Below are 23248 nucleotides of genomic sequence, written 5' to 3' on the forward strand. Positions count from 1 at the left end.
GGACCGAGGGGGCACGGGAGATGGAGACCGACCGAATACAGCCTGCGCAGGAGTACGCCCGCCACCGCACCCGGCGACTGCGCGCCACCCTGCTCGCCCTCACCGCGGCCGGCGGCCTGCTGCTCACCGGCTGCAGCGCGGGCGGCGGCAGCAACTCCAGCAGCGCGGACGGGACGAACCGGACCGGCTTCCCGGCACCGGCCGTCTCCTCGGGCGGAGAACGGAACGGCGGAGAGAGCACGAACCAGGACGGCGAGCAGACAAGCACCCCCGCCGACAAGATCGCCCCGTCCCCCGACTACCTCTCCACCTTCGCCCTCGACGTCGACACGGCCTCCTACGGCTACGCCCGCCGCGTCCTCGCCGACGGGCAGCTGCCCGACCCGTCGACGATCCGCCCCGAGGAGTTCGTCAACAGCTTCCGGCAGGACTACGAACGCCCCGACGGCAACGGCTTCACGGTCACCGTCGACGGCGCCCGCACCGACAGCGCCAACTGGTCCCTGGTCCGCGTCGGCCTCGCCACCCGCACGGCCGACGACAGGGCCGAACGCCCGCCCGCCGCCCTCACGTTCGTCATCGACGTCTCCGGCTCCATGGCCGAGACGGGCCGCCTCGACCTCGCCAAGAAGTCCCTCGACGAGATGACGGACCGGCTGCGCGACGACGACTCGGTCGCACTGGTCACCTTCAGCGACGAGGCCGAGACCGTCCTCCCGATGACCCGCCTCGACGGCCATCGCGGCAAAGTCCACCACGCCATCGAGGAGTTGGAGACCCAGTCCTCGACCAACCTCGGCGCCGGCGTCGAGACCGGCTACGCCACCGCCACCGAGGGCCTGCGCGAGGGCGCCACCAACCGGGTCGTCCTCATCTCCGACGGCCTCGCCAACACCGGTGACACCAGCGCCGATTCGATCCTGGAACGCATCTCGAACGAGCGCCGCGACCACGGCATCACCCTCTTCGGCGTCGGAGTCGGCAGCGACTACGGCGACGCCCTGATGGAGAAACTCGCCGACAAGGGCGACGGCCACACCGCGTACGTCTCGGACGACGCCGACGCCCGAAAAGTCTTCGTCGACCAGCTCCCGCAGAACATCGACCTCACCGCCCGCGACGCCAAGGCCCAGGTCGCCTTCGACCCCGAGACGGTCGCGCAGTTCCGCCTCATCGGCTACGAGGACCGCAAGGTCGCCGACGACGACTTCCGCAACGACAACGTCGACGGCGGCGAGATCGGCCCCGGCCACACCGTGACCGCCCTCTACGCCGTCCGCACCAGGCCCGGCGCCGACGGGCATCTGGCCACGGCCGGCGTCCGCTGGCTCGACCCCGACACCCGTGCCCCGCACGAGGAGTCGGGCCAGCTGGAGACCGGCGCCCTGCACGACTCCCTGTCCAGCGCCTCGCCCTGCTTCCAAGTCACCGCCGTGGCCGCCTACTTCGCCGACTCGCTCCGCTCCGGCGACCTGCCCGGCGACCCCGGCCTCGACGAACTCGCCGACCGCGCCCACGCGTTGGCGAAGCAGACGGAGGACAAGGACGTACAGCAACTCGCCGAGGCGATCGACGAGGCAAGCCGCATGAACTGAACCCGGCCGAACCCGCACTCAACCCCACCGGCACCATTGACCTTCCCCTACTTGCGAGTAAGTTGACGCCCCAGTCACCGTCTCACCGCCGACCGGGAGCAGCCGACATGGGCGTACGCAAGGACCTGAAGCGGGCGCGACAACGCACCGACCTCGCGGCCCGCACCCGGGTCGAACTCACCAGGGACGAGCGGGGCGTCGTACGGGAGGCGAGCACCCTGCCGCTCGCCCCGCGCCCGACGACCGGCAGTACCGCCGACCTCCCGTTCACCAACGCGGCGGAGGCACCCGACACCGTGGTCCTCCGCCGCGAGCAGGGCGGCAGCTGGCACCCCGTGACCGCGACCGCCTTCGCCCGTGAAGTCACCGCCACCGCGAAGGGGTTGATAGCCGCCGGTCTCGAACCGGGCGGCCGGGTCGCGGTGATGTCCCGCACCCGCTACGAGTGGACGGTCCTCGACTTCGCCATCTGGGCGGCCGGCGGCCGGACCGTGCCGATCTACGCGACCTCGTCCGCCGAGCAAGTGGAGTGGATCGTAAGGGACTCGGGCACCCGCTTCGTGGTCACGGAGAACGCCGAGAACACCGACACGGTCATGACGGGCACCGCCAGCCACCCCCAACACCCCCGCATCTGGCAGCTGGACGCGGGCGCCCTGGCCGAACTCGCCACCCTGGGACGGGACATCACCGACGAGGAGGTCACCAAGCGCCGCAGCGCTCTCACCCCCGACACGGTCGCGACGATCTGCTACACCTCCGGCACCACCGGCCGCCCCAAGGGCTGTGTCCTCACCCACGCCAACCTGCACGCCGAGGCCGCCAACACCGTCGAGCTGCTGCACCACCTCTTCACCGAGGTCACCGGCCAGGTCGCCTCGACGCTCCTCTTCCTCCCGCTCGCGCACATCATGGGCCGCACCCTGCAGATCGCCTGTCTGATGGCCCGCATCGAGACCGGCCACTGCGCGAGCATCAAGCCCGACGAACTCCGCCCGGCGCTAAGGGAGTTCAGGCCCACGTTCCTGGTCGGGGTGCCGTACCTCTTCGAGAAGATCCACGACACCGGCCGCGCGACCGCCGAACGGATGGGCCGCGCCGCCTCCTTCGACCGCGCCGACCGCGTCGCGGTCCGCTTCGGCAAGGCGTACCTCGACAGGTTCCTCGGCACCGGCAAGGGCCCCAGCCCCGCCCTGTACGCCGCGTGGGCCCTCTACGACCTGCTGGTCTACCGCCGTATCCGCAAGGAACTCGGCGGCCGTATGCGGTACGCCATCAGCGGCGGCTCCCCGCTCGACCGCGACCTCAACCTCTTCTTCGCCGCGGCCGGAATCATCGTCTACGAGGGCTACGGCCTCACCGAGACCACGGCCGCAGCCACCATCGTCCCGCCCCTGCGGCCCCGCCCCGGCACGGTCGGCCTCCCGGTGCCCGGCACCACGATCCGCATCGCCGACGACGGCGAGGTGCTCATCAAGGGCGGGGTGGTCTTCGGCGCGTACTGGAACAACCCGGCGGCCACCGACGCCGTACTGCGGGACGAGTGGTTCGCGACCGGGGACCTCGGGGCGCTCGACGAGGACGGCTATCTCACCATCACCGGCCGCAAGAAGGACATCCTCGTCACCAACGGCGGCAAGAACGTCTCGCCCGCAGTCCTGGAGGACCGGCTGCGCAGCCGCGCCCCGGTCGGCCAGTGCCTGGTCGTCGGCGACAACCGCCCCTTCGTCGCCGCCCTGATCACCCTGGACCCCGAGGCCATCGCCCACTGGCTCTCGGTCCGCAAGCTCCCCGCGGACACCCCGCTCGCCGAGCTCGTACAGGATCCGCGCCTGCGCGCCGACGTCCAGAAGGCCGTGGACTACGCCAACCAGGCCGTCTCCCGGGCCGAGTCGATCCGCGCCTTCGCCCTGGTCGAGGGGGAGTTCACCGAGGACAACGGCCTGCTCACCCCGTCGCTGAAACTCAAACGGCACGTGGTGACGGCGGCCTACGCCGACGACATCGAGGCGCTCTACGCGAAGCCGAAACAGCCGTAGAACAAGAGAAGCGGGCCGCCGAGGTGCTCGGCGACCCGCTCTCGTGGTGCTGGTGGGGTCAGCTGCCCACGGCGCCGTTGCCCGACAGGACCGGGATGTTGTCCAGGATGTGCGACAGCGGCTCGTCGCCCTTGGCCTGGGTGGAGTTCTCGGTGCACTGCTGGTTCTGCGGGGCCGACAGGATCGGCACGTCCTGCAGAACGGTGACCGGCACGACGCCGACGATCGAGGCGAGGTTCGCCTTGACCGGCAGGCCGACACAGGGCTTGTTCAGGGTGCCCTGGACGAGGGAGAGCTGGGGGCTCATGTCGCCCTTGGTCTCCTGGTTGCCGTACTTCTGCACGGCACCGTTGCCGTTGGTGGTGGTGACACCGTCGTCGTTGCCGATGGCCATCGCCGGGGTGGCGACGGCGGCGGTGGCACCGGCGATGGAGGCGGCAACAGCCGCGGTCGCCCACAGCTTCTTCATGTTCTATCCCTTTCGGAGGACGGACTCCCGTTGCGGAGCCGCGCGATGATCAACTGGGTGACGGCCGGTTTGGTTGCGGCCTTTGCCCTGAATGGAGCAATAAGTCTGCTGGGGTGACAAGTCGGCTCACGGGTGGGCGAGGGCGTGTCCCCGTGGACGGTCCGCGCGCGGAGAGCAGACCGACGGGCCGCCGAGAATTCGGCGGCCCGTGGTGTGCGTCCGGGGATCAGCTGCCCGCGGAGCCGTTGCCCGACAGGACCGGGATGTTGTCCAGGATGTGCGACAGGGGCTCGTCGCCCTTGGCCTGGGTGGAGTTCTCGGTGCACTGCTGGTTCTGCGGCGCGGAGAGGATCGGCACGTCCTGGGCGACGGTGACCGGCACGACGCCGACCAGCGAGGCCAGGTTCGCCTTGGCCGGCAGGCCGATGCAGGGCTTGTTCAGCGAGCCCTGGATGAGCGCCATCTGCGGGCTCATGTTGCCGTACGTGGCCTGGTTGCCGTAGACCTGCTCGGCGCCGTTGCCGTTCGTCGTGGTGACGCCGTTGTCGTTACCGATCGCCATTGCCGGGGCGGCGACGGCAGCCGAGGCTCCGACGACGGAAGCGGCGACAGCCGCAGCAGCCATAACCTTCTTGATCACTTCATGATCCCTTCTGGAGTAACCCCGTCCACCGGAGCGACCTGAACAACTGGCACCGGGCCGCATGGTTGCTCCGATTCACTCCAATGGCCCTGATGAATCCAACCGGGTGAAGTCACGCAACCAATCCGGCCCGCCCCGGTTGATGGGGGAGCAGGAATTGTGTCTCTGCCAGGAAAGGACCGCAGAAATGCTCAAGAAGGCAATGGCTGCGACGGCTGTCGCGGCTTCCGTCGTCGGCGTCTCGGCGACGGCCGCCCCGCAGGCGCTGGCCATCGGCAACGACAACGGCGTCACCACGGTCAACGGGAACGGTGCCGAGCAGGTCTACGGCAACGCCAAGACCACCGGCGACATGAGCCCCCAGCTCTCGCTCGCCCAGGGCGACCTGAACAAGCTCTGTGTCGGCCTGCCGGCCAAGGTCAACGCGGCCTCGATCGTGGGCGTGCTGGTGCCGGTCACCGTCCTCCAGGACGTGCCGATCCTGTCCGCCGAGCAGAACCAGCAGTGCGCCGAGAACTCCACCCAGGCGAAGGGGGACGAGCCGCTGTCGCACATCGCGGACAACATCCCGGTGCTCTCGGGCAACGGCGCCATCGGCAGCTGATCGTCCGTCAATGAAGCGGCCGGGGCGGCCCGTCGGAAATTTTTCCGTACGGGCCGCCCTCGGCGTTTTCCAAAGTTGTCCGCCATCTTCCTTCCCTTGAAGAGAAGCGTTTCTGCGTTGATGCGGCCATCGCGTCAATTCAGTGCCGACGATCGAGTGAATTGTCAGGTGACACGCGTTCTTCAGTTTCTTCCTGTGTCTATCCCTCGTTTCACAGGCTGCAGGTCATGGTGCGAGCCGCCCAAGCTGTGCTCGCTCGGTTTCGGCCGTCATAGGGCATGACCGCAGAGAAGGGAACGTTCATGAAGAAGAGCGCTGCTGTTGTCGCTGGTGCGATCATGGCTCTCGGTATGGCCGCCCCGGCCTTCGCCGACGCCGGTGCCGAGGGTGCCGCCATCGGTTCGCCGGGTGTCCTCTCGGGCAACGTGGTCCAGGTTCCCGTGCACATCCCCGTCAACGTGTGCGGCAACTCGATCGACGTGATCGGCCTGCTGAACCCGGCGTTCGGCAACACCTGCGTCAACGACTGACGACGCAACGCACCAGCCGCTCCGGCTGTGTCACGGCCGGCCTTGGACACTTTCCTGTTCCAAGGCCGGCTTTTTTTCCCACTTCTTCAAGCAGGAAGACAACGAGATTGCGACAGACCCTGGGTAAGGGAATGGTCGCGGCTGCCGCCGCGACAAGCATTCTGTCCCTGTGCGGCAGCCCCGCCGTGGCCGAGACGTACACGGCCGGCGCTGCCAAGGATTCGCCGGGCGTCCTGTCCGGCAACAGCCTCTCGGTCCCGGTCGACGCGCCGGTCAACGCCTGCGGCAACTCCGTCGACGGCGTGTCCGGGCTCAACCCGACCTTCGGCAACTCCTGCGCCGGCGGCAAGGATTCGCACCGGCACGGCGAGCACACCGGACACCACCGGTGGGCCGAGCAGGCCTACGACGACTCCGACGACTCGGGCTACGGCTCCGGGGACGACGACTCGGGGTACGGCTACGGCGGTCACTCCGGCCATGGCTACGGCGATCACTCGGGTTACGGCTCCGGTGACCACGGAGGCTACGGCTCCGGTGACTCGGGCCACGGCAAGCCGGACTGCGAGGAGACGCCGCCGCCTCCGCACGGCGGGGACCACACGCCCCCTCCGACCGGCGGCGATCACCACACACCCCCTCCCACGGGCGGGGACCACCACACGCCTCCGCCCACGGGTGGGGATCACACCCCGCCTCCCACGGGCGGCGATCACCACACCCCGCCCCCCACCGGCGGGAACCACACCCCGCCGCCCACCGGCGGGAACCACACCCCGCCGCCCACCGGCGGGAACCACACCCCGCCCCCCACGGGCGGGAACCACACCCCGCCGCCGAGCGGTGGCGACCACACCCCGCCCCCCACGGGCGGAAATCACACCCCGCCGCCGAGCGGCGGGAACCACACCCCTCCGCCCACGGGTGGCAACCACACGCCGCCCCCCACGGGCGGCAACCACACCCCACCCCCCACGGGCGGCAACCACACCCCGCCTCCGCAGGGTGGGAGTCACACCCCGCCGCCCGTCCTGGCGCACACCGGCAGTGAGGCCATGCTGGCCACTTCCGCTGTCAGTGCCGCGTTGATCGCGGGTGGCACGATCCTCTACCGACGGGGCCGGGCAGCGTCCCGTCGGTAATGCGCACGGGGTGCCGGACGTCACCGCCCGGCACACCCGCGCCGCACCACGCGGTCAGCGTCGTACGAAATCCAGTGCGCCCCGCCGCCCCGGCGCCGGGATCATCCCGCCGCGCGGCTCCGAACGCAGCCGGCGCCGGACGCCCCGGACCAGCGCGCCCGCGGTGAACGTGGCGCCGTGCACGAAGCGCATCGCCGGGCCGAAGCCCGAGGCCGTCAGCAGGCCCGCCATGAAGAGGCCGGGGTGCGAGGACTCGAAGTCCCGGCCGACCTCGGGGGAACCGTCGCCCACCGTGGTCAGGGATTCCCTCAACTCGCTTGAGAACAGCCCGAGTCGGCCGGTCCTTGCCTTGAACCCCGTTGCCGCGATGACGTGTTCGGTCTCCAGGGACTGTGTCCCGCCCGCCCCGCTCACCGTCTCCAGGCGTACCCCGCCCGGAACCACGTCGGCGGCCGCGACCTCATGGCCGAGCAGCACCTCGACCGTCGGTTCCACTCGGTCCCGTACCCACCAAGCACCCGCCGGCCCGAGGGCGTTGGCCGCGATCCTGGCCCGGGTCGACTCGGGAAGACGGCGGAAGAGGCCGGGGCGCTCGGCGTAGAACCAGTTGCGCCAGCCGGGGCCCAGGCCGCTGTGCGGGGAGCGGGCCTCCTGCCACCACGGGCGCTCCCAGGCCGGCGGCACGTCGTTCCAGTGCAGTTCGTCGGCCCGCGCCAACACCCTTACCCGGGTTCCCTGTTCGGCGAGCAGGGCGGCCGTCTCCAGCGCGGCCTGGCCGCCGCCGATCACCGTGACGTCCTTGCCGCGGAAGTCGTCCAGTGTGCTGTGGTGGCTGCTGTGCGAGACAAGGGAACGGCTCAACCCCCTCAGCGCGGACGGGATTTCGACGAACGGCATGACACCGACGGCGAGTGCGACGGTACGGGCGTGCAGCACCGTGCCGTCGTCCGTCACCGCCTCGAAGCCGCCGGGCACCGGGGCGATCCGCTCCACGGTCCGCTCGTCCACCTCGGGCACCGCGTTGCGCGCGAACCACAGGCCGTACGAGGCGAACATCTCGACCGGGATCGGCTCGCCGTGCCGGGCCTGAACGCCCTGCGTCGCGCAGTACGCGTCGAGCGGCCAACGGCCGTCCGGGTCAGACAGGTTGGAGGCCCAGGGCTCCGACTTGAGGAACATGCCCCGGGGCATGTGGTCGCGCCAGGAGGCCATCGGCCGGCCGAAGACGCGCAGGTTCAGCCCGGCGGCCGCGGCGTGGGACGCGATGGACAGGCCGTACGGGCCCGCGCCCACCACCAGCAGGTCGTACATCAGCAACTGCTCGCTTTCTCGTCGTCGGACAACTCGGTCGGCTTGGTCAACTCGGCTTGTTCGGCCGGCTCGTTGAGGGGGCTCGTGGTCGACTGCCGTACCACCCGCGCCGCCGTGCGCGCCGGTACCGGCCCGCCGCCCAGCCGCCCCCGCAGCTTGCGCAGCACGTGCCCCGCCCACAGGCCCCACATCGCCCGACCCGGCGCCCGGTCGTCCGGCGCGTACCAGGCCAGCTCGCGGCCGGCGGGGGCCGGGCGCAGCGCGCTGAGCGGCGCGTAGTTCTCCACCACGAACGAACGCCCGGGCCGGGGTGCCCCGTCCGGCAGCGGACGGTGGGTCAGGTCCAGGTGCAGCGCGCGGACGACGTCCAGGCCCGCGCTGTCGGTGAAGAGCCGGAACTGGGCGCCGGGCCGCGGGTTGAAGTCGAGCAGGTGGTAGCGGCCGCTCGTGCCGCAGCGGCGGAAGTCCAGGTCGAAGATGCCGCGGTAGCCGAGTTCGGCGGTGAGGCGTTCGGCGAGCGCCTGCACCTGCGGGTTGGGTGTCCAGCGGCCCACCGCCGTCAGGCCCGCTCCGCGCGGCCAGGCCCGCTGCTTGCGGCCCGGCCCGCCGCCGCGTACGGCGCCGGTCCGGTCGACGTAGCCGTGGAAGAACCAGTCGCGGTCGGGCCCGGACGGCAGGAAGGCCTGCAACAGCAGCCGGCTGCCCGCCTCCTCGGCGCGCAGATACAACTCTCGCGCCTCCTGCGCGCTGTGCACCACCACCGTGCTGCGCAGCCCGGTCCCGCACGGCACCAGCCAGGGCCGGCTCCACTTCGCGACCACCGGCAGTCCCAGTTGCCAGGCGGCGCTCGCGGCCTGCGCCGGGCTCTCCGGGATCAGCGTCACCGGGTGCGGGATGTCCGCGCTCGCGCACACGGCGGCCAGTTCCGCCTTGTCGGCGACCCGTTCGGCCAGCGCGCCGGGCTGAAGCGGCAGCAGATAGGAGGGCGCGAGTTCCTCGCGCAGCCGGCCGACGGCGACGGCGCTCGCGTCGTCCATCGCGATCAGTACGGCGGGACGCGCGATGCGGGCGGCCACCCGGCGCAGCGTGACGGCGATCTCGCCCAGGGACGCGCCGGGCGCCGGCGGGGGATGCATCTGGCAGACAAAACGGGAGCTGCGTACGGGACTTCCGGCGGAATCGGCGACCACATGCACCTCCACTCCGGCCCTGCCGAGCGAACGCACGGCCCCCAGCGTTCCGTGGTGAAAGGGGTTCCGGTCGATCCGCAACAGAACTGCGGGGACACGGATGTCGAGCAGCGACACGGACTGTTTCCTTCGGTTCGGTTCACCCACGCGGGCGACAGGGACACTCAAAAGCCGTAACGGCGGTGGCGTAATTCATATTCATATGACTGAGTGTCAAAAAGGAGAAAGAGAAAACGAGAGCAGAGAGAGGAGCAGGCATGGCCCCACAGCAGCGACGGTCCCGGACCGGACGACTGACCTTCATCGCGGTTACGGTCGCCGCGTCGGCGGCACTGGCGTCGGGTCCCGGGTTCGCGGCGGGGGCGGAGGTGGCGCGGGCCACCGACCCGCCTGCTCCCGCGACCACCGCACCCACGAGCACCGTGCCCGCCACGCCTACGACCACCGCACCCGCGGCCACCGTGCCCACGGCCCCGGCCGTCGTCGAACCGGTGAAGACCCCCGAGCCGAAAGCGGCTCCGGCCTTCGGCGCCTTCCTCGACTCGGGTGCCCGCGGTGTGGCCCGGATGGCCGCGCTGAGCAGCTGGCTGGGCGGTGCCGAACTGCGCGTCGGCCACACCTACCTGCCCGGCAACCACTGGAGCGACATCGAGGGCGCCCCGGGCCTCCTCGACGTATGGGCGGACTGGCGGACGGAGAAGGCCGACCGGATGCTCGTCCTCAACGTGCCCATGCAGGAGCGCAACGAGGACGGCGTGTCCGACTGGCAGGTCCGGCGGTTGCTCCAGCTGGGCGCGGCCGGTCAGTTCGATCAGCACTTCAAGGCCCTCGCCGAACGGCTGGTCGACCTGAAGGTGCCGGACACGGTGATCGTGCTCGGCTGGGAGATGAACGGCACCACGTACACCTCTCGCTGCGGGCCGGACCCGGAGGCCTGGAAGAAGTACTGGAACAGGATCGTCACCACGATGCGCTCGGTGCCGGGCCAGAAATTCCGGTTCGACTTCACTCCGAGCCGCGGCCGGGACGCCGTTCCCTGGACGCAGTGCTATCCGGGGGACGACACGGTCGACATCGTCGGAATGGATTCGTACGACCAGCCTTCCGGGCTGACGTTCGACGAGCAGGTGAAAGAGCCCTATGGACTCCAGGAACACGTGGACTTCGCCAAATCCCACGGCAAGCCCATTTCCTATCCTGAATGGGGACTCTTCCGCAATGGCGACAACGCGGAGTACATGAAGCGCATGCTCGCCTGGATGGACGAGCACAAGCCGCTGTACAACACGGTGACCGACTACTGCCCGCACGGTGTGTGGCAGTGCTCCCAGAACCCGAAGTCGTCCAAGGTCTACCGCTCGGTCCTGTTCGGCCGCACCGAGGACCCGACCCCGGTCACTCCGCTGCCGACCACACCCACGACACCCACGACCCCGGTCACCCCGGAGCCGCCCAAGCCGACCACGCCTCCCACCCCGGCGCACCCGGCCAACTGCTCGCCCGTGGAGTTGGGCGACTGGGTGGAGTACTGGCTCGGCGGGAAGCTGTGCGTGAAGTTCGACTGGTGGCAGCGCGACCGCTGAACCTGAGGTGGCGGCGGGCCGCTCATGGTCCGTCGCCACCGCGTTCCCTCCACTTCCGCAGTATCGCCTTGCCCCGCCGGCGCGCGGCGACATCGCAAACGACGGCCGCCATCAGCGGCGCCGTGCGCCTCCGGGCCAGCAACAGCCGCTGGTTGACCACCGGTTCGGGCCGCCAGTGGTGCTTGTACGGCTCGTTGCCCCGCAGCAGACTGAGCGTGCCGGGCCCGTCGGTGCCGGTGTGCTCGGCGCACGCGTCGAGCAGCATCACCGCCACATCGGCCTTCCGCTCCCGCAGCCGCGGATGCGCGCCGTACAGATACCCGCCCGCGAGCCGCCGCGACAGCAGCGTGAGATCTACGGCGACCACGTCCTCGTCGAGCCGGAACTCGGTGACGACGGCGTCCCCGGAGCGCACCATCGGCCCGACCGAGCGGACCAGGTGTTCGCAGAACCGGGTCTGCAGATGCTCGGACGTCACCTTCCGCCCCTGCCACTGGAGTTGATGCAGCTCCAGCAGTCGCCGCAGCGCTCCGTCCACCTCGTCGGGCCGTACGACCTTGCGCTCGACGCCGAGCGCGGTCAGCTTGCGGAGCTTGGCGCGGACACGCTGGGCCTTGGAGGAGGGGAGACGGGCGACCAGTTCGTCCATCGGTACGGCGGGGAGCTCCAGGCAGAGCGAGTCGTGGACGCGGCGGCGGGGGCCGCGCCAGCGGTCGTAGACGCGCTCGACCGCGCCGCCGGGCCGCACCTCGCGGAAGTCGATCAGCGCGGTGCGGGCGGCGGACGCGAGGCCCTCGGTGAGTGCGGCGACCGCCGGTTCGCCGTGGTCGTCGTCCAGCAGGACGTCGCCGTAGTCGGAGATCGCCCCGCCGAGCGGGACCAGTGTGGGGACCGGACGGCGCACGAGCATCAGGGGTGCGACGGCGACGAGTTCGCGCCCTTCGCGCACAACGAGCAGGCGCAGTCGGCCCGTTCGGCCGTACGACAGCCACCAGGAGTGCAGCCAGGCGTGGCTCTGGAACGGGGTCGCCGCACCGCACTTCCGGTACAACCGGCCCCAGGCCGGGGCCAGTTCGGCGAAGGCCTGGGCGTCGGTGACGAGTTCGGTCGAGTACACCGGTGTCACAGGACGTCGGCCGCGGTGGCCGGGCTGGGCACGGAGGCCGGGCGGCCGGTCTCGTCGGTGGTGCGGCGCGGCCGGACGAGCAGCAGCAGCCCGCCGAGGAGACCGCCCGCGCTCGCGCCTACCAGGCCGGTCACCACGGCCGAGGCCGAGGAGGGGCCGGCCGGCTTGATGGCGCGGGCGAAGGTCTGGAGTTCGACGTGGGTCGAGTCCTTGGAGTCGTTCGCGTGCACGGTCAGCGAGCGGGACACCGCGTTGGCCATGTCGGCGGCGAGGTCGGCGCGCGAGGAGGTGGCCGTGACGGCGACCATCGGCGCGTCCGGCGAGGTTGCCGTCTGCACGCTCGACTGGAGCGTCTTCACCGGGACGCCCGCCCACACCTGCGCGTCCCCGAGCACCGCGAGCTGGGTGGCGACCCGGCCGTAGGCCTGCGCGAAGCCGAGCGCGGTCGAGGAGTCGGCCTTGTCCGTCGGTACGGCGATGACGTAGCTGGTGGCCGTGTACGTCGGCGGCTTGGCGAGGCCGTAGCCGGCGCCGAGGAGCCCGCCGGTCACGGCGCCGGCCGCGAGAAGGGACCAGGCCGGGAAGGTCTTCGCGCGGGCGAGTGGGCGGTGCTGTCGGATCTCGGTCATGAGGAACTGGCTCCCTGGGGTGCGGGGGTCGGCGACGAGGTGGAGACCGCCGCGTACACGTCCATGAGTTGGGCGGCGCTGCGGGTGATGCAGTAGTGGTGGGCGGCGTCCGGCGCGGTGCGCGGACGCGGGCCCCGGGCGCGGGCCGCGGCCAGCGCGCGGGCGAAGACCTCGGGCCCGCCCTGGACCCGGCGCGCTCCTGCGGCGGCCTGCGGCGGGAGGTCCTCGACGGCGGGGCAGGAGGCGTAGAGCACGGGCAGCCCGGACGCCAGACCTTCTACGACGGCCAGGCCGAAGGCCTCCTCGGGGGACGGCGAGGCCAGCAGGTCCATCGCCGCGGTGAGGGAGGGCAGGTCGGGGCCCGGGGTGCCGTCCGGGACGTAGGGGCGTTCGCCGGTGAACAGCACCCGGTCGGCCACTCCGCAGTCGTGGGCGGTGCGGCGCAGGAGGTTCTCCTCGGGGCCGCCGCCGACCAGCAACAGCCAGTAGTCGGAGGGGAGTTGGGTCAGAGTGCGGATCAGGACGTCGAAGCGTTTGCCGGCCGCGAGGCGTCCGATGCCGCCGACGACGTACGCGCCCTCGGGCAGGCCGAGCCGCTGGCGGGTGCACAGTCGCTGGACCGGGTCGAAGCGGAAGCGGGGCAGGTCGATGCCGTTGGGGACCACTTCGATGCGCGGGCCCGGCACCCCCCACCGCTTGAGGCGTTCGGCGACCGTGGGGGAGACGGCGACCGTGGAGCGGCCCAGGCGCTCGCTGGCGAGATACAGGGCGCGGACCCCGGCGTTGAGGCTTCGGCCCTCCATCTGGGAGTCGCCCAGGGAGTGTTCGGTGGCGACGACCGCCTTCACGCCCGCGATCCGGGCGGCGAGTCGGCCGTAGACGCAGGCGCGGTAGAGGTGGGTGTGGACGAGGTCGTAGCCGCCGGTGCGGATGATTTTGACCAGGCGGGGGAGGGCGGCGAGGTCGCGGTTGCCGGTCATGCCGAGGTGGTGGACGCGCACCCCGTCGGCCGTGAGCCCGTCGGCCACCGCGCCCGGGTTGGTGAGCGTCACGACCTCGCAGTCGACCGGCAAGTGGCGCAGGAGCAGGCGGAGTTGCTGCTCGGCGCCGCCGATGCCGAGCCCGGTGATGATGTGCAGCGCCTTCATGCGAGCCCCTCCACCGGGCGGCGGCGCAGGCCGTGCAGCCGGTACTTGAGGAAGAGGCGGACGGCGGTGTCGTTCTGGCCGATGTGCACGCGGGGGAGGGCGTGTTGGCCGTTGAGGTCGCCGGGGTCGATGGCACAGGCGTAGGTGTAACCGGCTTCCTGTACGGCGGCCACGGCGCGGGCGTCGATCGTGCCGTAGGGGTAGCAGAAGCCGTCGACGTTCGTACCGGTCAACTCGGCGAGTACGGAACGGCTTTCGGTGACCTCCGCCTTCAGAGTGGCGTCGTCCGCCTTGGTGAGGTCGACGTGGGTCAGGCCGTGCGAACCGATCTCCAAACCCTCGGCGGCGGCTTGGCGGATGCCGTCCGCGGTGAGGAGCGGCTTGCGCGGGCCCAGCGGGTCCCAGGCGTTGTCGCCGCCGAGCCTGCCGGGCAGCACGAAGAGAGTGGCGCCGCAGTCCCAACGGGCCAGCACGGGAAGGGCGTTGTCGACGAAGTCGGCGTAGCCGTCGTCGAAGGTCAGCCCCACCAGACCGTGGCCCTCGCCCCGGGCGCGGGCGGCGAGCAGCTCGGCCATGGACACGCCCCGCAGCCCGCGCCTGCTCAGCCAGCGCAGCTGCCGGTCCAGGCGGTCGGGCGTGACCGTGATGCGGTAGGGGTCGTCGGAGCAGTCGCCCACGGAGTGGTACATCGCCACCCACGGGACCGGGCCCGTGACGCGACTGCCGGTGGTCGGGGAATCAGCGGGAGCGGCCATGGATGAGCCTTCGTGTGACGGAGCGGACGGATTCCAGTGCGGGTGCGAAGCCCTGGGCGCCCAGGGCCCGGCCGAGCAGGACGAAGACGACGGTGACGGTCGCGCAGCCGACGGCGAGACCGGGCAGCGGTGCGGGCATCGCGCGGGCGGCGAACGCCCCGGCGACCGTGGCGACCGCCGCCGCGCGCACCGGCCGGCTCAGCTCCACCAGGACCTGCCGGGTGCGGATCGGGACACTGCGCGGGCCGCTGCCGCACAGCAGCAGTACGGCGGTGACGGTGATGCCGGTGGCGTTGGCGATCGCGATGCCGATGACACCCCAGGGGCCGACCGTCCAGGCGCCGATCCAGGAGGTCACGACGATGCCGGCGGCCATCGCGCCGACCGGGTACCAGGTGGGGCGGCCGGCCGAGAAGTAGGAGCGGACCAGGACGCCGACCAGGGTCTGGCCGAGCAGCCCGAGCGCGTACACGCGCATCACGCCGGCCGTGGCCGCGGTGTCGTGGGCGGTGAACGCGCCCCGCTGGAAGAGGAGTTCGATGATCTGCGGGGCACAGGCGATCACCGTGGCGGCGCCGAGCAGGACAAGGCAGGCGGCGAGCGCGAGGTCCCGCTCCACCCGGTTGCGGGCCTTCTCCGTGTCGCCCTCGGCGAGCGCCCGCGCGACCACCGGGAAGGTGACCGTGCACAGCATCAGCGACAGCACCATCGGCATCTGGGCGACCTTCTGCGCGTAGTTCAGATGCGAGATGGCACCGGCCGGGAGGTGGGAGGCGAGAAAGCGCTCGATGAGGACCTGGGACTGACGGCACAGCGCGAAGAGCAGCACGGTGGCCATCAGGGCGAAGTTCATCGGGCGGGGGGACTCGGCGGTGCTGTCGGCGACGGTGTCCGGGGCAGTCGGCTTATGGCTCCTCAACTGGCGTACCAGCGCGGGCAGTTGGGTCAGCACCATCAGGAAGCCGCCCGCGGCCACACCGAGGGCCGCCGACCGTACGCCCCAGTGGGCACCGAAGGCGTACATCCCGGCGATGATGCCGATGTTGTACGCCACGTAGATCGCCGCCGGTGCCACGAAACGGCGGTGGGCGCGGAGCGCCGCGCTGCAGTAGCCGGCCAGGCCGAAGCTCAGGACGCAGGTCGCGGTGATGCGGGTGCAGCTGACGGCGAGCGCGGGGTGGGGGAGGCCTGGGGCGAGGGCTTCGACCAGGTAGGGGGCTGCTGCGACGAGCAGCGCCGACACCGCGACGAACGCCAGCGTGAGGCGGGGGAGGGTGGCTTTCACCAGGGCGCTGACGGGGTCGCCGGGGGCACCTTGCGCTCTGCGGGCCAGCGCCATGCTGAACGCCGGGATCAGGGCGAACGCCAGGCCGTCCTCGATGAGGAGGGTGGCGGCGAACTCGGGGATCGTCCAGGCGACGAGGAAGGCGTCGGTCTCGCTGCCGGCGCCGAAGAGGCGGGCGAGGGACTGGTCTCTGGCGAGGCCCAGGAGGGAGCCGGTGATCGAGAGGACGGCGGTGATCAGGGCGGCTTTGGCCAGGAAACGGCGGGATTCGGGGGGTGGGGTGACTTCTGGGGAGGGGGCTGGGATGGGGGTGGTGGCGGTCGGTGGCTGACTGCTGCGCCGTTGGGGCTGGTCGCGCCCCGCGGCGGAGCCGCTGATCGATACAGCCCCGCGCCCCTTTGGGGCGCTGCCGGTCACCGTCATTGGATCGCGGCCTCTGCCTTGGGCGCGCACACCGAAGTCGGCACAGGAAGCTGCTCTTCCGTGTTCGCGCCCACGAGTGACCACCACGCCGCCACCCCGAACACCACCGCCGTCAGGACCGTCGACGGGCCGCCGATGTCCGCGTACATGAAGTCGATCAGCTGCCAGATCAGGAGGCCGGAGGAGACCAGGGCGCAGTCGAGGCCGGGGTGGCCGGTGCGGTGGGTGCGGAAGAGGCCGCGCAGTGCGCACACCAGCAGGGCCAGCCAGCTGCCGGCCAGGGTGAGGAGGCCGATCAGGCCCTGTTCGCTGAGGACCAGGAGGTACATGTTGTGCGGGGAGAGCAGTGGCTGCTTGAGGAACCCGGCGCCCGCGCCGTCGGTGTCGCTGCCCGAGGACAGGGCCAACGAGGCGTTGCCGTCGCGGTGTTCGGGGAAGCCCTTCAACCCGACGCCGGTCAGCGGGTGTTCACGCCACATCGCGGTCGCCGCCGCCCACATCGTGTACCGGTCGGTCACCGACTGGTCGGGGGCGTCGGTGACTTGGGTGATGCTGCTGATCCGCTCCTGGAGCATCGCCGAACCGACCCCGAAGCCGCCGACGAGCACCACGCCTGCCGCTGTCACCGCCGCGGCCACCTTCAGCGCGCGCCGCAGTCCGGCCAGCGCCAGTTGCAGCGCGCAGGTCGCGGCGGTCGCGATCCACGCGCCGCGGCTGAAGGACAGGGCCAGCGGCAGCAACAGGGCGAACGCGCAACCTGCGGCAACCGCCCGCCGCCTCGCGTCGTTCCGGCCCAGGCCGCCCAGTGCCAGGGCCACCGCGCAGATCAGGCCGAAGGACACGACCGTCGCCATGCCCATCACGTCGGTCGGTCCGAAGGTGCCCACCGCGCGGATGTCCTCGCCCTGGTAGGAGGCGCCGGTCGCGGTGACGTACTGCTTGACGCCGATCGCCCCCTGCCACAGGGCGAGTGACACGAACGACCAGGCCAGCATGCGGAAGTCACGCCGGTCGCGGATCAGCAGGACCACCGCCGCCGGGACGAGGACGAAGATCTGGAGATAGCGGCCGAGACCGCTCAGCCCCGCCCCCGGCGAGGACGCTCCCATCGCGGCGATGGACAGGCCCAGGACCGGAAGTCCCATGACCGTCACGGCAGTTGGGGTCAGGGGGCGCCTGCGCTCCCGGAGCAGCCGGATCCCGCAGTACAGCACCACCAGCCCGGAGACCGCGTCGGCCGGCCCCGCGCCGCCCGCGCCCGGGGCGAGCGGCAGGCCGAGCAGGGCGATCACGGAGATGACCGGCAGGACCGGGGCGAAGGTGCGCAGGCGGTGGTTCACGGCTCAGCTCCCCGTCGGACGTACGAGCGCGGTCGCGGTACGGGCGAGGATGCAGATGTCCTGCCACAGGGACCAGTTGTCGATGTACGCGTTGTCGAACCGGCAGCGGTCCTCGATCGAGGTGTCGCCGCGAAGCCCGTGGATCTGGGCGAGGCCGGTGATGCCGGTATGCATCCGGTGGCGGGCCGCGTAACCGGGGTAGGTCTGGCTGAACTGCGCTACGAAATACGGGCGTTCGGGGCGTGGGCCGACCAGGCTCATGTCGCCCCGGAAGACGTTCCACAGCTGGAGCAGTTCGTCCAGCGAGGTCTGGCGCAGGAAGCGGCAGAAGCGGCTCATCCGGTGTTCGCCCGCGACGCTCCAGCGGGTCGCCGCCTCGTGCTCGTCGACCGGGCGGTGGGTGCGGAACTTCAGCAGGATGAAGGGGCGTCCGTCCTTGCCGATGCGCTCCTGGCGGAAGACGACCCCGGGTCCGTCGGTGAGCCGCAGGACCGTCGCGCAGACCAGCAGCAGCGGGCCGACCAGGAGGAGCAGGGTCCCGGACACCAGGACGTCCAGTGCCCGCTTGCCGAGGCTGCCGCGCCTGCGGGAGCCCAACTCCAGCCGCCGGCAGGCGAATCCGGCGAGCTGGTCGCGCATCTCGTACGAGGGGGAGTCGGCGTCGACCTCCCAGACCGTACAGCCCGACTCCGCCAACGCCCGCAGCAGCGGCCCGCGTTCGGACCGTACGGAGGGATGCACGGTGAGGACGGCGCGGACGCCGTTCTGGATGAGGGCGCGTTCGACCTCCTCGCCGGTGGTCAGTACGGGCAGGCCCTCGGCGCCGTCCGGATGGTCGGCGACGATGCCGATCGGCTCGATCCCGCACCCCGGGTGTCGTAGAACAGCTGCCGCGACGCGCTGCGCGGTCGTCGCCGGGCCGACGACCAGGGCGGCGCGGGGGTGGTTCAGGAGAGCCTTGCGGCGGTGGCGGTGGACCGCGCCGCGGGCCACGCAGCCGGCCGCCGTCTGGAGGGCGAAGCCCAGCAGCAGGGTGCGCGCGGACAGGGCGCGGCCGGGGTCGTAGGCCGCCGTGAGGGTGCCGAGCGCGAGCCAGGCGACGGCGATCCGCCCGCAGACGGCGGGCAGTTCGTCCAGGACGCGCGGTACGGCCCGGGGCACGTGCGGGCGCAGCAGTATCGAAGCGGCGATCAGCAGCGCCACCAGGAGCGGCCTGCGCCGGCCGCCGGTCAGCGCGAGCGCGCCCAGCAGGGCGGCGGCGAGGTCCGCGCCGAGCAGCGGCAGCGGTGAGGCCGGGCGCGCGGGCGGGCGGCGGACCGGGAACCGGAAACCGCCGGCGGTGCGCCGGGGGATGACCGAGACGTTCGAGGATCCGTGGTCCCGTGGCTGTCCGCCGGGGGAGGGGACGGTGCTTTCCGCAGTCACGAGTGGATGGACTCCCTGCACTCGGTGGGCACGACGGGTTTGCCGCCGAGCAGGTCGCGATAGACCCCCGCGACCGCTTCGGCGGTGTGCCGCACGTCGTGCGTGGACTGGACGTACCGGCGTCCCTGGTGGCCGAGGGACTCGCGCAGCAGCGGGTCGAGCAGCAGCTCGGCGACGGCACCGGACAGCACCGCCGGGTTGTCGGCCGGCACCAGGCAGCGCGGGGCGAGACCGGGGGGCAGGCTCTCGCGGGCGCCCGCGACATCCGTGAGGACGACGGGCCGCCCGCACGCCATCGCCTCCAGCGGCGCCAGCGCCATGCCCTCCCAGCGCGAGGGCAGCACCACCAGGTCGGCGGCCTGGTACCAGGGCACGGCATCGGCGACGGCACCCGCGAACAGCACGGAATCCGGGGCGAGTCGACGCAGTGCGTCCCGGTCGGGCCCGTCGCCGACGAGCACCAGGCGCGCCTTCGGCACCCGCCGGAGCACCGCGTCCCACGCCCTCAGCAGGACGTCCTGGCCCTTCTGCCGGCACAGCCGCCCCACGCACACCACCAGCGGCGCCGCCGGATCGACCCCGGCGAGCCGCTCGATCCCGGCCCGTACGGTGTCCACGGCGGCCGGGTGGAAACGCTCGGCGTCGATGCCGTTCGGGATCACGCTCCAGCGGCTCCGGACCCCGGCCCGCAGCCCGGTGGTGCGCTCCGCCTCGCTCACGCACACCGTTCGCGTGGACCACCGGGCGCCCCAGCGCTCCCAGCCGACGGCGAGCGCGGCGGTGACCCCGCCGACCGCCTCGAACGACCAGGCGTGCGGCTGGAACACGGTCGGGATCCGCCCCCGCACGGCGAGCCGCCCGGCAAGACCGGCCTTCGCGCTGTGCGCGTGCACCAGATCGGGCCGCACCTCCTCGACCACCCGGGTGAGCCGCCGTACCTCGGAGACGAGCGCCGGACCCGGCGAACGGGTGGCCTGCCACGGTCGTACGTCGGCGCCGAGCGCCCTGACCGCGCCCGCGAGGGAGCCGCCGTCGGGGCAGGCGACCGTGACGTGCAGGCCGGCCGCGAGCTGGGCCCGCGTCAGATCCGTGACGACACGGGCGACCCCGCCGTCCACGGGCTGGGCGAGGTGCAGGACCCGTGGCCGAGGGTCGGTTGCTGACTGGTGCATTGCGCGGTTTCCTCGCTCACGGGTGGCGCTCGGGACTGCGGGCGGGAACGCGCCTCACTGCTGGGCGTCGACGGCGACGAAGAGCGCCCCGAACCACGCCGCGTCCCGCTGGGAAACGAGCCGGAAGGCCAGCTGGTCACCGCCCGGACGCAGCGCCTTGCCGAGATCGAACACATCGGAGTCGTAGCCGAGCGTGTTCGCATACGCGGGCGCACGCTCCGAAGGCGCCGCCCCCGGGGCGCTGATCGTGGAATTCAGTACGTCGTCACGGGGATTGGCGCCGTCACCCAGCGGGATGGCGTTCGTACGACCGGTCGAGAGCGTGAGCGAATCCCCGGTCCGGCCGCGATCCCCGTTGTACGCCACCACGCCCGCGCGTCCCCCGGCGTGCGCGGGCGTGCGCAGGCCGCGCAACCGGATCTCCGCGCCGGTTCTGGAGTTCAGCGCGTCGAAGCCGTCCCACAGCTCCAGCCGGCGCAGCGGCTCCTGTGGCTTCTCGTACGCCACGACGAGTGTCCAGCCGCCCCACGCGCCGGCCGCGGACTTCCCCATCGCCGTGTTGACCTGGGCCACCGTGTAGAGGCCCGAACCACTCGCACGGACCAGCCCGGTGACGTCCGCCGAGGCCTGGAACGCGTCGGCGCCGTCCGTCACCCGGTGTCCGACGACCGTGTCCGCGAGCACTTCCTTGTAGTCGCCGCCGGGCTCCGCGATCAGCACCCGCCCGTTGTCCTTGGGCGGCTTCTGCTCGCCCACCCGGAGGTTGCCGCCCCAGTACAGGCGTGCGTACGTGGCCCGGGCGCCCTCGGGCAACCGGACCTCCGCGCGGGAGGAGTTGTAGGTGTTGGGATCGCGGTCGACGTCGACGTAGAACATGTCGAAGTCGCCGTTGACCGCGGCCTCACCCTCGCGTACGGAGAGGCAGGTGGCCGAGTCCGTGCGGCAGCTGACGGAGGTGTTGGCCGCGCGGACGAAGCCGCCGTGCTGGAGCGCCTGGTAGCGCTGGGCCGGGGGGATGCGCTCCCTCTCGGCGGCGGGCGGGGCGGAGGCGCCGGAGGCGGCCGGGGCCCAGATCGTGGCGAGGGCGAGGGCGACCGTCGACGCCCGGCGCAGCAGCGGACCCTGGGAATTGCGCATGACCGGCGGTGCCCTTTCGGGAAGTGCGGCCCCTATATGCGATTTGCTGGCTATAGGGGTACTTCGGGAGGTGCGCAACTCTAGTAGCTATCCGGATTAATGCGGTGAAACGTGACAAGTGTGTCGGAATGGTGAAGTTCGGCCCTGTGGCACATCACCCCATTGGCGGCACAACCCCCGTGGGCGCCGCGCGTTGACACAGCGCCGGGCATCCCCGCCCGGGTGTTTGTTTCAACCCCAAGGAGCACCTCTCCATGTCGCGTATCGCGAAGGGCCTGGTCCTGACCTCCGTTGCCGCCGCCGCCATGGCGGGCACCGCCGGCATCGCCGCCGCCGACAGCGACGCGCACGGCGCCGCCGCCCAGTCCCCGGGCGTGCTGTCGGGCAACGTCGTCCAGGTTCCGGTTCACATCCCGGTCAACGTCTGCGGCAACACCGTCAACGTCATCGGTCTGCTGAACCCCGCGTTCGGCAACACCTGCGTCAACGACTGACGTCCGCGCGCATCCCTTCGGCCGGCCGTTTCCCCGTGGTCCATCCACGGGGGGACGGCCGGTTGGCGTTGGGGCCGCGGTGCGGGTCGTTGCCCCGAATGGGCGGTAGCGGCGCCGGTCCGGCGGTCCGGTCTTGACATGGCCCTCACCAGGCACGACGTCGTCCGTGCGGCTGACGGACGGTCACCCGGCGCGATCGACCGGTTGCAGATGGTGGTGAGCGCTTTCACGGTGGGCTCAAGATCCGAAAGCACCACCGAAAGGAACACCCCATGCGTGGTCTGCCCGCACGGCGCATCGCGTCCTCCGTACTCTGTGCCACCGTCCTGATCGGAATCGCCGGCCCCGCGGCCGTCGCGGCCGACAACGACTCGGCGCGGAAGCACGTCCACGCCGCGTCGAGCGTGCCGGTCCCTGGAGCCGACGGGCTGCTCGCCCAGGTCAAGGGCCTCGGCAATGTCGGCAGCGTGCTCACCCCGGTCACCGACCTGCTCAACCAGGTGCTCAAGGCCGACAACGGCCAACTCTCCGCCGACCAGGCGCAGAAACTCGTCGACGCCGTCAACGAGGCCGTCGCCAAGATCACCGCGGCGGCTCCGGCAGCTCCGGCGGTTCCTGCGGCCCCGGCGGTTCCCGCGGCTCCCGCTGTCCCGGCGGTTCCGGCGACGCCCGCACTGCCCGCCACCCCCGCCCTGCCCGCGACTCCCGCTCTGCCCGCGCTGCCGAAGAGCGGTGACGACTCCAAGGGCAGGAAGGCGCCCGCCGACCTCGCCGGGGACGCCCTCGCCTCCCTGCAGAAAGCGGTCGCCACCCTGCTCGCCGCCGTCACCTCCGGCGATGTCGGGGCGGTCGTCCCGGCGGTCACCGGCGTGGTGACGGGCCTTGTCAACGTGGTCGCGGCCACGCTGCTGGGCGGCGGGCTGCCCGCGCCGAGCCTGGCCGGTCTCCCGGCGCTGCCCGCGCTGCCGTCCACGTCCTCGCTTCCTGCGGTGCCCGCGGCACCGGCCCTTCCGGCCGTGCCCGCGGTTCCGGGAGTGTGAGGCGAGCGGTCGTAGAAAGGTCGTCGGGCCGGTCCCTTTCCGGGGGCCGGCCCGACGGCTTTTTCCGCCGCAACTCCCTTTCATATGAGGATGGGAAACGCCGATGAGACACACACCGCATTCGGGTGGGGGAGCAGAAAGTTTCTGCGCACGGGTTTCCGGCCCGGC

21 protein-coding genes are annotated in these 23248 nt (G+C 71.7%); 8 read left to right on the forward strand and 13 right to left on the reverse strand.

What is annotated here, in order from left to right; all coding sequences use genetic code 11:
• The first annotated feature begins 20 nt into the window (after positions 1–20).
• Positions 21–1595, forward strand: coding sequence for a von Willebrand factor type A domain-containing protein (locus AB0I51_RS00800; RefSeq protein ID WP_362969994.1), 1575 nt, complete (start codon positions 21–23; stop codon positions 1593–1595).
• A 107-nt stretch (positions 1596–1702) separates the two neighbouring features.
• Complete coding sequence (locus tag AB0I51_RS00805) at positions 1703–3634, forward strand: AMP-dependent synthetase/ligase (RefSeq protein WP_362969996.1); 1932 nt, start codon at positions 1703–1705, stop codon at positions 3632–3634.
• A 58-nt stretch (positions 3635–3692) separates the two neighbouring features.
• On the opposite strand, the gene AB0I51_RS00810 is transcribed toward AB0I51_RS00805, so the two are convergent.
• Together AB0I51_RS00810 and AB0I51_RS00815 are read right to left on the reverse strand one after the other, a co-directional pair.
• Positions 3693–4103: a rodlin gene (locus tag AB0I51_RS00810; RefSeq protein WP_019065695.1), complete on the reverse strand. Its 411-nt coding sequence runs from the start codon at positions 4101–4103 to the stop codon at positions 3693–3695.
• A gap of 226 nt (positions 4104–4329) precedes the next feature.
• Positions 4330–4743, reverse strand: a complete 414-nt coding sequence (locus tag AB0I51_RS00815) for a rodlin (RefSeq protein ID WP_019065694.1) — start codon at positions 4741–4743, stop codon at positions 4330–4332.
• 190 nt (positions 4744–4933) lie between these two features.
• On the opposite strand from AB0I51_RS00815, the gene AB0I51_RS00820 reads away from it, so the two are divergent.
• The 3 genes from AB0I51_RS00820 (at position 4934) to AB0I51_RS00830 (ending at position 7022) form a co-directional block, all read left to right on the forward strand.
• Positions 4934–5350 carry a rodlin gene (locus tag AB0I51_RS00820; protein WP_362969999.1) on the forward strand — a complete coding sequence of 139 codons (417 nt, stop codon included), beginning with the start codon at positions 4934–4936 and terminating at the stop codon, positions 5348–5350.
• 338 nt (positions 5351–5688) lie between these two features.
• Positions 5689–5880: a chaplin gene (locus tag AB0I51_RS00825; protein WP_019065692.1), complete on the forward strand. Its 192-nt coding sequence runs from the start codon at positions 5689–5691 to the stop codon at positions 5878–5880.
• Positions 5881–5987: 107 nt separating this feature from the next.
• Positions 5988–7022: a chaplin family protein gene (locus tag AB0I51_RS00830; RefSeq protein WP_362970001.1), complete on the forward strand. Its 1035-nt coding sequence runs from the start codon at positions 5988–5990 to the stop codon at positions 7020–7022.
• 54 nt (positions 7023–7076) lie between these two features.
• On the opposite strand, the gene AB0I51_RS00835 is transcribed toward AB0I51_RS00830, so the two are convergent.
• Positions 7077–8333 (reverse strand): NAD(P)-binding domain-containing protein, encoded by a 1257-nt coding sequence (locus tag AB0I51_RS00835; RefSeq protein WP_362970003.1) that lies wholly within the window; start codon positions 8331–8333, stop codon positions 7077–7079.
• Complete coding sequence (locus AB0I51_RS00840) at positions 8333–9640, reverse strand: ATP-grasp domain-containing protein (protein WP_362970005.1); 1308 nt, start codon at positions 9638–9640, stop codon at positions 8333–8335. The genes AB0I51_RS00835 and AB0I51_RS00840 overlap by 1 nt, the downstream gene beginning before the upstream one ends.
• A 140-nt stretch (positions 9641–9780) precedes the next feature.
• On the opposite strand from AB0I51_RS00840, the gene AB0I51_RS00845 reads away from it, so the two are divergent.
• A complete protein-coding gene (locus AB0I51_RS00845; protein WP_362970007.1) occupies positions 9781–11106 on the forward strand; it encodes a glycosyl hydrolase in 1326 nt (441 codons plus the stop codon).
• Between the two features lie 22 nt (positions 11107–11128).
• Here the strand turns inward: AB0I51_RS00845 and AB0I51_RS00850 are convergent, their stop codons facing one another.
• Genes AB0I51_RS00850 through AB0I51_RS00890 form a run of 9 tightly spaced genes read right to left on the reverse strand, consistent with a single transcriptional unit; the run spans position 11129 to position 21546 of the window.
• A complete protein-coding gene (locus tag AB0I51_RS00850; protein WP_362970009.1) occupies positions 11129–12232 on the reverse strand; it encodes a GNAT family N-acetyltransferase in 1104 nt (367 codons plus the stop codon).
• A complete protein-coding gene (locus AB0I51_RS00855; RefSeq protein WP_362970011.1) occupies positions 12229–12861 on the reverse strand; it encodes a lipopolysaccharide biosynthesis protein in 633 nt (210 codons plus the stop codon). Before AB0I51_RS00855 ends, AB0I51_RS00850 begins: the two co-directional genes overlap by 4 nt.
• Entirely contained in the window at positions 12858–14009 is a 1152-nt protein-coding gene (locus AB0I51_RS00860) for a glycosyltransferase (RefSeq protein WP_362970013.1), read from the reverse strand. The genes AB0I51_RS00855 and AB0I51_RS00860 overlap by 4 nt, the downstream gene beginning before the upstream one ends.
• Complete coding sequence (locus AB0I51_RS00865; protein ID WP_362970015.1) at positions 14006–14764, reverse strand: polysaccharide deacetylase family protein; 759 nt, start codon at positions 14762–14764, stop codon at positions 14006–14008. The genes AB0I51_RS00860 and AB0I51_RS00865 overlap by 4 nt, the downstream gene beginning before the upstream one ends.
• Complete coding sequence (locus AB0I51_RS00870) at positions 14748–16466, reverse strand: lipid II flippase MurJ (RefSeq protein ID WP_362970017.1); 1719 nt, start codon at positions 16464–16466, stop codon at positions 14748–14750. Before AB0I51_RS00870 ends, AB0I51_RS00865 begins: the two co-directional genes overlap by 17 nt.
• Before the next feature lie 2 nt (positions 16467–16468).
• On the reverse strand, positions 16469–17812 hold the full coding sequence (locus tag AB0I51_RS00875; RefSeq protein WP_362970019.1) for an O-antigen ligase family protein: 1344 nt from the start codon (positions 17810–17812) through the stop codon (positions 16469–16471).
• Positions 17813–17815: 3 nt separating this feature from the next.
• Complete coding sequence (locus AB0I51_RS00880) at positions 17816–19237, reverse strand: sugar transferase (RefSeq protein ID WP_362970021.1); 1422 nt, start codon at positions 19235–19237, stop codon at positions 17816–17818.
• Positions 19234–20409 (reverse strand): glycosyltransferase, encoded by a 1176-nt coding sequence (locus AB0I51_RS00885; RefSeq protein ID WP_362970023.1) that lies wholly within the window; start codon positions 20407–20409, stop codon positions 19234–19236. Before AB0I51_RS00885 ends, AB0I51_RS00880 begins: the two co-directional genes overlap by 4 nt.
• A gap of 54 nt (positions 20410–20463) precedes the next feature.
• Entirely contained in the window at positions 20464–21546 is a 1083-nt protein-coding gene (locus AB0I51_RS00890) for a DUF3344 domain-containing protein (RefSeq protein ID WP_362970025.1), read from the reverse strand.
• A 254-nt stretch (positions 21547–21800) separates the two neighbouring features.
• Here AB0I51_RS00890 and chpG point away from each other — a divergent pair, with 254 nt between their 5' ends.
• Both chpG and AB0I51_RS00900 read left to right on the forward strand, forming a co-directional pair.
• Complete coding sequence (gene chpG / locus AB0I51_RS00895) at positions 21801–22040, forward strand: chaplin ChpG (protein WP_362970027.1); 240 nt, start codon at positions 21801–21803, stop codon at positions 22038–22040.
• A 272-nt stretch (positions 22041–22312) separates the two neighbouring features.
• Positions 22313–23080 (forward strand): hypothetical protein, encoded by a 768-nt coding sequence (locus tag AB0I51_RS00900; protein ID WP_362970029.1) that lies wholly within the window; start codon positions 22313–22315, stop codon positions 23078–23080.
• Positions 23081–23248 lie beyond the last annotated feature (168 nt).

It is taken from the genome of Streptomyces sp. NPDC050549, from assembly GCF_040655035.1.
In the GTDB taxonomy this organism is placed as follows: Bacteria; Actinomycetota; Actinomycetes; order Streptomycetales; family Streptomycetaceae; genus Streptomyces.

Excerpts from the sequence above, each read along its gene's own strand:
- AB0I51_RS00800 (WP_362969994.1), top strand. The coding sequence starts at position 21 with ATGGAGACCGACCGAATACAGCCTGCGCAGGAGTACGCCCGCCACCGC.
- AB0I51_RS00805 (WP_362969996.1), top strand. The coding sequence starts at position 1,703 with ATGGGCGTACGCAAGGACCTGAAGCGGGCGCGACAACGCACCGACCTC.
- AB0I51_RS00810 (WP_019065695.1), bottom strand. The coding sequence starts at position 4,103 with ATGAAGAAGCTGTGGGCGACCGCGGCTGTTGCCGCCTCCATCGCCGGT.
- AB0I51_RS00820 (WP_362969999.1), top strand. The coding sequence starts at position 4,934 with ATGCTCAAGAAGGCAATGGCTGCGACGGCTGTCGCGGCTTCCGTCGTC.
- AB0I51_RS00825 (WP_019065692.1), top strand. The coding sequence starts at position 5,689 with ATGGCTCTCGGTATGGCCGCCCCGGCCTTCGCCGACGCCGGTGCCGAG.
- AB0I51_RS00835 (WP_362970003.1), bottom strand. The coding sequence starts at position 8,333 with ATGTACGACCTGCTGGTGGTGGGCGCGGGCCCGTACGGCCTGTCCATC.
- AB0I51_RS00845 (WP_362970007.1), top strand. The coding sequence starts at position 9,781 with ATGGCCCCACAGCAGCGACGGTCCCGGACCGGACGACTGACCTTCATC.
- AB0I51_RS00855 (WP_362970011.1), bottom strand. The coding sequence starts at position 12,861 with ATGACCGAGATCCGACAGCACCGCCCACTCGCCCGCGCGAAGACCTTC.
- AB0I51_RS00860 (WP_362970013.1), bottom strand. The coding sequence starts at position 14,009 with ATGAAGGCGCTGCACATCATCACCGGGCTCGGCATCGGCGGCGCCGAG.
- AB0I51_RS00865 (WP_362970015.1), bottom strand. The coding sequence starts at position 14,764 with ATGGCCGCTCCCGCTGATTCCCCGACCACCGGCAGTCGCGTCACGGGC.
- AB0I51_RS00885 (WP_362970023.1), bottom strand. The coding sequence starts at position 20,409 with ATGCACCAGTCAGCAACCGACCCTCGGCCACGGGTCCTGCACCTCGCC.
- AB0I51_RS00890 (WP_362970025.1), bottom strand. The coding sequence starts at position 21,546 with ATGCGCAATTCCCAGGGTCCGCTGCTGCGCCGGGCGTCGACGGTCGCC.
- chpG (WP_362970027.1), top strand. The coding sequence starts at position 21,801 with ATGTCGCGTATCGCGAAGGGCCTGGTCCTGACCTCCGTTGCCGCCGCC.
- AB0I51_RS00900 (WP_362970029.1), top strand. The coding sequence starts at position 22,313 with ATGCGTGGTCTGCCCGCACGGCGCATCGCGTCCTCCGTACTCTGTGCC.